Consider the following 10625-nt stretch of genomic DNA (forward strand, 5'->3'; position numbering starts at 1 on the left):
TGCTCGTCACACCGTGCGACGATGGGACGCGACCCCTGACCCCGAAGGAATCGAGGAAGCCACCGATGGACGCTGTGACCCACGTCCCCGCCCCGATCAACGAACCGGTCCGCGACTACGCGCCCGGCAGCCCCGAGCGCGCAGCCCTCGAGGTCGCGCTCGCCGAGGTGGGCAGCCAGACCTGGGACCTCCCGCACACCATCGGCGGCAAGCGCGTCGAGGGCCGCGGCAGCAAGATCACGATCACCCAGCCCCACGCCACGAAGAAGAAGCTCGGCGTCCTGCGTGACGCGACCAAGGCCGACGCCACGGCAGCGGTCGACGCCGCCCAGGCCGCGGCCCCCGCATGGCGTGACATGTCCTTCGACGACCGCGCCGCGATCCTGCTCAAGGCAGCAGATCTGCTGGCCGGTCCCTACCGAGCCAAGGTCAACGCCGCGACGATGCTGGGACAGAGCAAGACGGCATACCAGGCAGAGATCGACAGCGCCTGCGAGCTCATCGACTTCTGGCGCTACAACGTCCACTTCGCGCGCGAGATCCTCGAGCAGCAGCCGCCGGCCAACGCTCCCGGCATCTGGAACCGCACGGACTACCGCTCGCTCGAGGGCTTCGTCTATGCCGTGACGCCGTTCAACTTCACCGCGATCGCCGGCAACCTGCCGACCGCCCCTGCCCTCATGGGCAACACGGTCGTGTGGAAGCCGTCGCACACGCAGCAGCTCGCGTCGCAGTTCGTCCTCGAGATCCTCGAGGAGGCCGGCATGCCCCCGGGCGTCATCAACCTCGTCGGTGGTCACGGCGCGGACGTGTCCGACGTCGTCCTGAAGCACCCCGAGTTCGCCGGACTCCACTTCACCGGCTCGACCCGTGTGTTCCAGCAACTGTGGCAGGAGATCGGCTCCAACCTCACGAACTACCGCCACTATCCGCGCATCGTCGGCGAGACCGGCGGCAAGGACTTCGTCCTCGCGCACCCCAGCGCCGACCCCGACGTCGTGCGCACCGCGCTCATCCGTGGCGCATTCGAGTACCAGGGCCAGAAGTGCTCCGCCGCCTCACGTGCGTTCATCCCGCGCAGCATCTGGAAGGTCATCAAAAACGACCTGATCGCCCTCACCGAGGGCCTGTCGATGGGTGACGTCACGGACCTCTCGAACTTCATGGGTGCCGTCATCGACGACCGCGCGTTCGCCAAGCACAAGAACGCCATCGACCGGGCGAAGGCCGCCACGAACATCGACATCGTCGCGGGCGGCACCTACGACGACTCCGAGGGCTGGTTCGTCCGCCCGACGATCATGGTCGGCGAGGACCCGCACGACGAGATCTTCACGACCGAGTACTTCGGCCCGCTGCTCTCGGTCCACGTCTACCCCGACCGCCAGTTCGGCAAGATCATGGACGTCATCGACGGCGCGTCGGCCTACGCCCTGACCGGCTCCATCCTCGCCCAGGACCGCACTGCCGTTGCCGAGGCGGCGCACCGCCTGCGCTTCGCGGCCGGCAACTTCTACATCAACGACAAGCCGACCGGCGCCGTCGTGGGCCAGCAGCCGTTCGGTGGCGGGCGCGCGTCCGGCACCAACGACAAGGCGGGCTCGGCGCAGAACCTGCTGCGCTGGACGAGCCCGCGCTCGATCAAGGAGACGTTCGTCCCCCCGACGAACCACACCTACCCCCACATGGGCTGAGCACTGATTGCGCCGTTGGGACACGCGAGCGCCAGCGAGCGTGTCCCAACAGCGCAAGAAGTGGCAGGTCAGGAAAGGCGGTCGCGCAGGAGGTCGGTCTCGGTCTTCGCGGCAAACATGAGCGGCTCGCTGGCGGCCTTCTCGAGCTTGCCACCGATGAGCGGCACGCTGACCTTCACGTCGCCCTGGATCTCCTGAACCGTCCCAGAACCGTTGGGGGACAGGCGAGCCGTGCCCTTGAGGGTCATCGGCGCGCCCTTGATGTGCACGTTGAGGTCGGCGGTGCGCGACCCGTCGGCAGCGGCCGGACCCCACGTCTGGACCTCGGCGATCGTCAGCTTCGACCCGACGAACGACTTCGCGATGTCGGGCAGGTCGTCGGTCGGGAGCACCCGGTCGCTCGTGATCGTCGTCCGATCGCCCGTCGTCGAGACGTTCGAGGTCCACTCGCCCGTCGTCGTCGCCTCACACTTCGCGTCCTGGAACTCCTGGGAGCTCATGGTGGCCCAGACCTCGTCGGGGCTGGCGGCGTACTCGGCTCGATGGGTGAACTTCACCTGCGTCTCCTCACGTGGCGGGGATCCGATCCTCTCACCACGATGCTCATCCGAGGCGGACGTCGGTGGCGATCGCGTCGAGCCTGCGCGTCGAGGCCTCGAGTTCGCCCACCAGCCGGTCGCGGCGCACCCGGTGCTGCGCCGCGAGGCCGTCGAGTTCCTGCTGGAGGGTGTGCATGAGTGCGGCTCGGTCCCGCGCGGCATCGACGTCCGCTTCGCCGGTCACTCCCCAGGCGAGGCTCACCCTGCCCCCGTCGACGGACAGTCCGGCCGTGGCGGCGGAGTCGAGCACGCGGCGGGCGCGCGCCTGAAGCTCACTGAGGTCCGCGGCATACGCCTGCAGTGCGGCGCCGACGGCGTCGGCCTCCCGGCCGCCCCGTGCGAGCGCGCTCAGCGACAGCTGTCCCTCCTTGCGCGTGCGCACGGAGGTTGCGGTCGCCCACAGTTCCTTGAGCGACCTGTATGCCGTGGTGCCCGTCTCGCTGGCCGCGTGCACCTCGCGCGCCGCTCGCCGGGCGGCGGTGCCTGCGGCACCGATGGAGCCGGGATCGCCGGGGACCGGGTTCCTCACGGCCGCTCCGCGGACTGCGCTGCGGCCTCCGCCCGGGCATCGGCTGCGGGTTCGTCGTGGGTCGGGCGGCCGTCGACGCGGGAGGTCACCCGGGCCAGGGTCGTGACGTGACGCTCCGTGGTCTCGTCGACCGCGCGGAGCAGGTCGACGAACTGGTCGACCCAGCCGTCCACGACCGCCTGCGCGTCCGGCTCACCCATGACCACGAGGCACGACAGAAGGTCGTTCTCGACCGATGCGGCAGTCCGGGAAAGTCCCTCGAGAACACCGCTCACCTCGGTGAGGGCACTGGGGTCCACGGAGTTGCGCACCTCGTCACTGTAGTGCGGTCCGGCCAGTCCGTCGGGCCGTCATCCACAGGCCCCCGGAGGTGGGTACGCTCGGGCTCGGACACATTGTCGTGTCCCGCCGAGGGCCATCGGCGACGGGCAACTCAAAGGATCTGCAGCGCACCATGACTGAGTCATCGGTCCACCCCCGATCGACCACACTGGACAGCATCGTCAGGGCTTTCGCCGAGCTTGACGACCGACCCGACGGGGCGGTGGTCGTCAGCCGCTACTTCCGTCACGTGCCCGAGGAGGAGCTCAGCGCGCGACCTGCGCAGACCCTCGCCGGCTCGGTGAAGTCCCACCTCGATCTCGCACAGCAGCGCGTGCCGGGCACGGCCGCCGTCCGGGTCTTCAACCCCACGACGGAGTCCGATGGTTGGTCGAGCGCCCGCTCCGTCATCCAGATCGTCACCGACGACATGCCCTTCCTCGTCGACTCGGTCACCTCTGCCCTGGTCGAGCGCGACATCGACATCCACCTCGTCGTCCACCCGCAGCTCCGGGTGCGCCGCGATGCATCGGGCGCGCTGCTCGAGACCTGCGACGAGGACTGTGTCGCCCCGGCCGACGGCGCGGACGGCGTCATCGCCGAGTCCTGGATCCTGCTCACCATCGACCGTGAGAGCGACGAGGCCGGTCGTGAGGAGCTCCAGGCCATCCTCGAGAACGTCCTCGTCGACGTGCGCGAGGCCGTCGCCGACTGGCCGGCCATGCGCACCCGCTGCCTCGTCATCGCCGCCGAACTCGAGGGCGCGCCCCCGGTGGGCGTGCCGGCCGAAGAGGTCAGCCAGGCCGTGGCCTTCCTGCGCTGGATGGCCGACAACCACTTCACCTTCCTCGGCTACCGCGAGTACTCCCTCGAGGAGACCCCCGACGGCGACGTCATCCGACCGCTGCCCGGCTCCGGTCTCGGCATGCTCCAGCAGGACCCGCCCGCCGACAAGCCCCTCGTGCCGCTATCGCCCGAGTCGAGCCGCAAGGCTCGCGAGCAGGGAGTCCTCGTCCTCACCAAGGCGAACTCGCGCTCCACGGTGCACCGTCCGGCATACCTCGACTATGTCGGCGTGCGCACGTACTCTCCGGACGGGCAGACGCTCGGTGAGAAGCGCTTCCTCGGCCTCTACGCCTCGACCGCCTACACCGAGTCCGTCCTCCGGCTCCCCGTCGTCGCCGAGAAGGTCGCCGCCGTCGTGGAACGCTCCGGCCTGGCCGCCGACTCCCACACGGGCAAGGACCTCATCGAGGTCCTCGAGACCTACCCCCGCGACGAGCTCATCCAGGCCTCCCCGGACCAGCTCTTCGAGACGGCCATGGCGGTGGCCCAGCTCCAGGAGCGGCGGCGCACCAAGCTCTTCCTGCGCGAGGACGACTTCGGCCGTTTCGTGTCGTGTCAGGTCTACATCCCGCGCGACCGCTACAACACCGGCGTGCGCACCCGCATGGCCGCGATCCTCAAGGACGCGTTCGGTGGCGAGAGCGTGGAGTTCACGGCACGGGTGAGTGAGCGAGCGCTGTCCAGACTGCAATTCGTCGTCCGCATGCCTGCGGGCGAGCACATCCGGTCGCTCGACGAGGAGCAGCGTGCCGACCTCGAGCGCCGCCTCGTCGAGGTCTCCCGCAACTGGGCCGACCGTCTCGGCGACGGCCTGCGCGACCGGCTCGGCGAGGTCGAGGGTGACCGCCTCTTCGACCGTTTCGGACGGGGTTTCCCCACGGCCTACGAGGAGACTTTTGCCGTCGTCCAGGGCGTGGCCGACCTCCACCACCTCGACCGGCTCGGCGACGACCGACGCACGAGTGTCGCGCTCTACCGGCCCACCGACTCTCCCGAGAACCTCCGCCGCTTCAAGCTCTTCCGCATCGATCCGCTGTCGCTGACCGACATCCTCCCGATCTTCACGGACATGGGTGTCGAGGTCGTCGACGAGCAGCCCTACGAGGTCACCCGGACCGACGGTTCCGAGCTCCACGTCTACGACTTCGGACTGCGCGTCAACGACCCCGAGGTGTGGTCCGGCGTGACCCACGAGCGGCTGCGTGACCTCTTCGAGAGCGCCGTCCTCGCGGTCTGGGACGGCAGCGCCGAGTCCGACGGCTTCAACCAACTCGTCCTCGCCGCGCGCCTCACCTGGCGGCAGGTCGTCATCTTGCGCACCGTCGCCAAGTACCTCCGCCAGACGCAGGCGACGTTCAGCCAGTCCTACTTCGAGGACGCCCTCGTCTCGAACCCGGGCATCGCCACCGACCTCGTCGCGTTCTTCGAGGCACGCTTCGACCCGGACGCCTTCTCCGGCACCGCCGGGCCCCAGCGCGACGCAGCCCAGGCCGAGATCGCCGAGCGCATCACCAGCGCCCTCGACGACGTGAGTTCGCTCGACGAGGACCGGATCATCCGTGCCTTCCTCGCCGTCATGCAGGCGACGCTGCGCACCAACTTCTTCCAGACGGTCGCCGCCGGCGCCGAGACCGATGTCGACCAGGACGGTGTGGCGGACAGCAAGCCCTACGTCTCACTCAAGCTCAACCCCAAGGCGATACCCGACCTCCCGGCCCCGCGGCCGGCATACGAAATCTGGGTCTACAGCCCCCAGGTCGAGGGTGTGCACCTGCGGTTCGGCTCCGTCGCCCGCGGCGGGCTGCGTTGGAGCGACCGGCGCGAGGACTTCCGCACCGAGATCCTCGGACTCGTCAAGGCGCAGATGGTCAAGAACGCCGTCATCGTGCCGACCGGCTCCAAGGGCGGCTTCTATGCCAAGCAGCTGCCCGACCCGGCCGTGTCGCGCGAGGACTGGCTCGCCGAGGGGCAGTCGGCCTACCGGACCTTCATCTCCGGTCTGCTCGACCTCACCGACAACCGCGTCGGCACCGAGATCCAGCCGCCGACCCGCGTCGTTCGGCACGACGAGGACGACCCCTACCTCGTCGTCGCGGCGGACAAGGGCACGGCGACGTTCTCGGACATCGCCAACGGTGTCGCTCAGTCCTACGGCTTCTGGCTCGACGACGCGTTCGCGTCCGGTGGCTCGGCCGGCTACGACCACAAGGCCATGGGCATCACCGCCCGCGGCGCGTGGGAGTCGGTGAAGCGGCACTTCCGCGAGATGGGTGTCGACACCCAGACCGAGGACTTCACCGTCGTCGGTGTCGGTGACATGAGTGGTGACGTCTTCGGCAACGGCATGCTGCTGTCGGAGCACATCCGACTGGTGGCCGCCTTTGACCACCGGCACGTCTTCGTCGACCCCAATCCCGTTGCGGCACAGTCGTTCCAGGAGCGGAAGCGTCTCTTCGAGCTGCCGCGTTCCTCGTGGGACGACTACGACCGGTCGCTCATCTCCGAGGGCGGTGGCGTCTTCGCGCGGTCGCTGAAGTCGATCGCCGTGACGCCGCAGATGCGCGAGGCGCTCGGGCTGCCGGAGGGCGTTGCGACGATGACGCCCACCGAGCTGATCCACGCGATCGTGCTCGCGCCCGTCGACCTGTTCTGGAACGGCGGCATCGGCACCTACGTCAAGGCGAGCAGCGAGAGCCACCTCGAGATCGGTGACCGCGCCAATGACGCCATCCGCGTCAACGGTGACGAGCTCCGCGTCCAGGTCGTCGGCGAAGGCGGCAACCTCGGACTCTCGCAACTGGGCCGCATCGAGGCCGCCCTGTCCGGAGTCCGCGTCAACACTGACGCCATCGACAACAGCGCCGGCGTCGACACCTCCGACCACGAGGTCAACATCAAGATCCTGCTCGGCGACGTCGTCCGCCGCGGCGACCTCACGGTCGAGGAGCGCAACACCCTCCTCGCGTCGATGACCGACGACGTGGCAGAGCACGTGCTGCGCGACAACTACGAGCAGAACGTCCTGCTGGGCAACGCCCGCGCGCAGGAGGTGTCCATGGCGCCGGTGCACCAGCGCCTCATGGGCTGGCTCGAGGAGCGTGGCGAACTCGACCGCGGACTCGAGTTCCTCCCCACCGACGCCGAGATCGAGAAGCGTACGTCCGAGGGGATCGGGCTCAAGTCGCCCGAGTTCGCCGTCCTCGTCGCCTACGCGAAGCTCGCCCTCAAGAAGGACATCCTCGAGAGCGCGCTGCCCGACGACCCGTACTTCGCGGGAACGCTCGCCGACTACTTCCCGGCAGCACTGCGCGAGGCGTATGCCGCGGAGCTGGGTGATCACCCCCTGCGCCGCGAGATCGTGACGAACTCCGTCGTGAACTCGATGGTCAACCGCGGCGGCATCACCTTCGCGTTCCGCGCCCAGGAGGAGGCCGCCGGCAGCCCGGAGCAGGTCGCTCGCGCCTTCATCGTCTGCCGTGAGGTCTTCGACCTGCGCGGCTACGTCGAGGAGATCGAGGCGCTCGACAACGTCCTGCCCACGTCGGTGCAGACCCAGCTCTACCTCGAGTTCCGCCGCCTGCTCGACCGGGCAGTGCGTTGGCTCCTCGCGGCACGGCCCGGGCAGCTCGACATCACCACGGAGGTCGAGCGGTTCGCGCCGGTCGTCGCCGACCTCGGGCCGCGCATCCCGGAGCTGCTCCAGGGCGGCGAGCGCGAGCGCGTGACGGCACAGGTCGCGACGTGGGAGGAGGCCGGCGTGCCCGCCGGACTCGCCCAGCGCGCCGCGTCCCTGCTCGACTCGTACTCGCTCCTCGACGTCGTCGACATCGCCACGGACCTCGACCACACGCCACTCGAGGTGGCCGAGGTCTACTTCCGGATGTCCGAGCGGTTCAGCATCGACACGATGCTCAACCGGGTCGCCGCGCTGCCGCGTGACGACCGGTGGGACTCGCTGGCTCGCGGTGCCCTGCGCGATGACCTCTACGGCGTCCTCGAGGCGTTCACCCGCAGTGCCTTCGAGTTCGAGGAGGACCTCGACGGCGACGGTACGGTCACCGCGGACGAGCGCATCGAGTCGTGGAGCCGAGCCAACGCGGACGCCATCGAACGCGGCTCCGGCCAGCTCACCGGCATACGGGCTCTCGAGAAGCCCAACAGTGCGGCACTCTCGGTGGGTCTGCGAGCGCTTCGGTCCATGGTCCGTTCCGGCAAGTGAGGCGGCGACCTTCTAGGCTCGGCGCGTGAGCACCCTCGCCGAGTCGCTTCGGACCTCGACAACCCTCGACGACCACGAGATCGAATGGGTCCACCTCGTCGTCGGTGATTGGCAGCTCATTGCCGACCTGTCCTTCGCCGACCTCGTCCTGTGGGTGCCGTCCGGCCTCGACGGGTGGCGGGCCGTGGCTCACGTGCGGCCCAACACCGGTCCGATGGTGTTCTACGAAGACGTCGTCGGTCGAACGTCGGGTCGGTGGCGTGACTCGATCCTCGACGAGGCCTATCGGCACCGTCGGATCGTTGACGCCCGCGAACCCGAGACCCAGGGCGACGTCGCGGTCCGCGAGCAGGCGATTCCCGTCGTCAACGAGGGGCGCGCGCTCGCCGTCATCACCCGCCACACCAACGTCGTCTCGGGTCGCACGCCGAGCCGGCTCGAGCTCACCTATCGCCACCTGGCCGATGCGTTGGCGACCATGATCGCGTCGGGGGAGTTCCCGAGCACGTCGGCGCCGACGGGTGCGCGGCGTGGCGCGCCCCGCGTCGGCGATGGCGTCGTCCACCTCGATATCGAGGGCAAGGTCCTCTATGCCAGCCCCAACGCGATCAGCGCGATCCACCGGCTCGGGCACCGTGGCGACGTCATCGGTGAGGTGCTTGCCACCGTCGTCACGGAGCTGCTCCAGTCGTCCGGCACTGCTGTCGACGAATCCCTCGCCGTCGTCATCACGGGACGGGCCCCGTGGTGGACCGAGGTGTCGACGCAGTCCGCGAGCGTGACGCTGCGGGCCATTCCGCTCACGGCGTCCGGTCAGCGCGAGAGTGCGATGCTGCTCCTGCGTGACGTCTCGGAGCTGCGTCGCCGCGAGCAGGAACTCATCACCAAGGACGCGACGATCCGCGAGATCCATCACCGGGTCAAGAACAACCTCCAGACCGTGGCGGCCCTGCTCCGCCTCCAGTCGCGGCGCATCCCGGACCCGACCGCGCGCAACGCCCTCGACGAGGCGGTCCGCCGCGTCGGGACGATCGCGCTCGTGCACGAGACGCTCAGCCAGGGCATCGACGAAACGGTCGACTTCGACGAGATCGCCCTCCGCGGCCTGCGGGCCGTGGTCGACGTGGCCGTCACGGAGCACCCAGTCGACTCGACGGTCCGCGGCTCGTTCGGGCGGATGCGGGCCGAGGACGCGACGTCGCTCGCCATGATCGTCTCCGAACTCGTCCAGAACGCCGTCGAGCACGGTCTGGCCTCACGCGGTGGCTCGATCGCGGTCGAGGTCGAGCGCGCGGAGGTCGAGCCGGGGGTGGATGGCCTCACGGTCACCATCACCGATGACGGGACGGGGCTGCCGGCGGGGTTCCGGCCGGTGCTCGCGGGTCTCGGCACGCGCATCGTCACCTCGCTCGTCCAGGACCTCCAGGGCCGCATCCGGTGGGAGTCGGCGAGTCCGCAGGGGACTCGGGTCGAGTTCACGGCGCGCCTGCGCCCCCTCACCTCGCGCTGACCACTCCTTGCGCTAGTGGGACATAGGGCGTGCTCGTCAGTTCGACTTCTTGCGCCGTTGGGACATGAGTGGCAGCGCGGCGTGTGTCTCACGGAGGCAAGAAGTGGGGTGGTGCCGTGTGTTCGTCGGGCGACTTCATGCGCCGTTGGGACATGCGTGGCAGCGCGGTGTGTGTCTCACGCGGGCAAGAAGTGGGGTGGTGCGTGTCTCACGCGGGCAAGAGGTGGGGCGGTGCTGTGTGTTCGTGGGTCGACTTCTTGCGCCGTTGGGACATGCGTGGCGACGCGGTGCGTGTCTCACGGGGGCAAGAAGTGGGGTGGTGCGTGTCTCACGGGGGCAAGAAGTGGGGCGGTGCGTGTCTCACGGGGGCAAGAAGTGGGGCGGGGCAAGAAGTGGAAGGGGGGGGAGACACAAGAACGGCCTCGCCGTGAGGCGAGGCCGTCGAGTGTCGTGCTGTCAGTCAGCCTGCGCGGCGAGCGCGGGCGTTGCGACGCTTGAGGGCGCGTCGCTCGTCCTCGGAGAGACCGCCCCAGACACCGGCGTCCTGTCCGGACTCCAGTGCCCACTTGAGGCAGGTGTCAACGACTTCGCAGCGGCGGCAGACAGCCTTGGCTTCCTCGATCTGCATGATCGCCGGGCCGGTGTTCCCGATGGGGAAGAACAGCTCGGGATCTTCATCGAGGCAGGCAGCGCGGTCGCGCCAATCCATGGGTGGTGCTCCTGTTCCGTGGAGTTCAGTGGTGCTGGCCGCTTACAAGGGTGAGCAAGGACCAACCGGGAGGTTGCGTCCTTGCAAACCGTCGGACGAGACACACAGACGTCCGAACCGCCAGTCTAGACCCCGCGACCCAATTCCGCACGGGTTCTGTGGGGTTGATCTGCGGATTCGACGAGGAACGCTGGTGAC

7 protein-coding genes are annotated in these 10625 nt (G+C 69.0%); 3 read left to right on the top strand and 4 right to left on the bottom strand.

Going from position 1 to position 10625, the window contains the following annotated elements:
- Positions 1 to 65: 65 nt before the first annotated feature.
- Positions 66 to 1694: an L-glutamate gamma-semialdehyde dehydrogenase gene (gene pruA / locus N803_RS12715; protein WP_035905898.1), complete on the top strand. Its 1629-nt coding sequence runs from the start codon at positions 66 to 68 to the stop codon at positions 1692 to 1694.
- Between the two features lie 68 nt (positions 1695 to 1762).
- Here the strand turns inward: pruA and N803_RS12720 are convergent, their stop codons facing one another.
- From N803_RS12720 to N803_RS12730, 3 genes are read right to left on the bottom strand one after another with little or no spacing between them, the layout of a single operon-like run.
- Positions 1763 to 2251: a DUF2505 domain-containing protein gene (locus tag N803_RS12720; protein WP_035905900.1), complete on the bottom strand. Its 489-nt coding sequence runs from the start codon at positions 2249 to 2251 to the stop codon at positions 1763 to 1765.
- Between the two features lie 46 nt (positions 2252 to 2297).
- Positions 2298 to 2822, bottom strand: coding sequence for a hypothetical protein (locus N803_RS18580; protein ID WP_035905903.1), 525 nt, complete (start codon positions 2820 to 2822; stop codon positions 2298 to 2300).
- Entirely contained in the window at positions 2819 to 3133 is a 315-nt protein-coding gene (locus N803_RS12730; protein ID WP_156969781.1) for a hypothetical protein, read from the bottom strand. The genes N803_RS18580 and N803_RS12730 overlap by 4 nt, the downstream gene beginning before the upstream one ends.
- Before the next feature lie 143 nt (positions 3134 to 3276).
- On the opposite strand from N803_RS12730, the gene N803_RS12735 reads away from it, so the two are divergent.
- Together N803_RS12735 and N803_RS12740 are read left to right on the top strand one after the other, a co-directional pair.
- Positions 3277 to 8208 (top strand): NAD-glutamate dehydrogenase, encoded by a 4932-nt coding sequence (locus tag N803_RS12735; protein WP_035905907.1) that lies wholly within the window; start codon positions 3277 to 3279, stop codon positions 8206 to 8208.
- Positions 8209 to 8233: 25 nt separating this feature from the next.
- A complete protein-coding gene (locus tag N803_RS12740; RefSeq protein WP_035905908.1) occupies positions 8234 to 9718 on the top strand; it encodes a sensor histidine kinase in 1485 nt (494 codons plus the stop codon).
- 460 nt (positions 9719 to 10178) lie between these two features.
- On the opposite strand, the gene N803_RS12745 is transcribed toward N803_RS12740, so the two are convergent.
- A complete protein-coding gene (locus N803_RS12745; protein WP_035905910.1) occupies positions 10179 to 10427 on the bottom strand; it encodes a WhiB family transcriptional regulator in 249 nt (82 codons plus the stop codon).
- Positions 10428 to 10625 lie beyond the last annotated feature (198 nt).

The sequence above is a fragment of the Knoellia subterranea KCTC 19937 genome, assembly GCF_000768685.1.
Classification (GTDB): Bacteria; Actinomycetota; Actinomycetes; order Actinomycetales; family Dermatophilaceae; genus Knoellia; species Knoellia subterranea.

What these genes read in the sequence shown, in the direction of transcription:
- N803_RS12745 (WP_035905910.1), bottom strand. Translation starts at nt 10,427, where the DNA reads ATGGATTGGCGCGACCGCGCTGCCTGCCTCGATGAAGATCCCGAGCTG.
- pruA (WP_035905898.1), top strand. Translation starts at nt 66, where the DNA reads ATGGACGCTGTGACCCACGTCCCCGCCCCGATCAACGAACCGGTCCGC.
- N803_RS12735 (WP_035905907.1), top strand. Translation starts at nt 3,277, where the DNA reads ATGACTGAGTCATCGGTCCACCCCCGATCGACCACACTGGACAGCATC.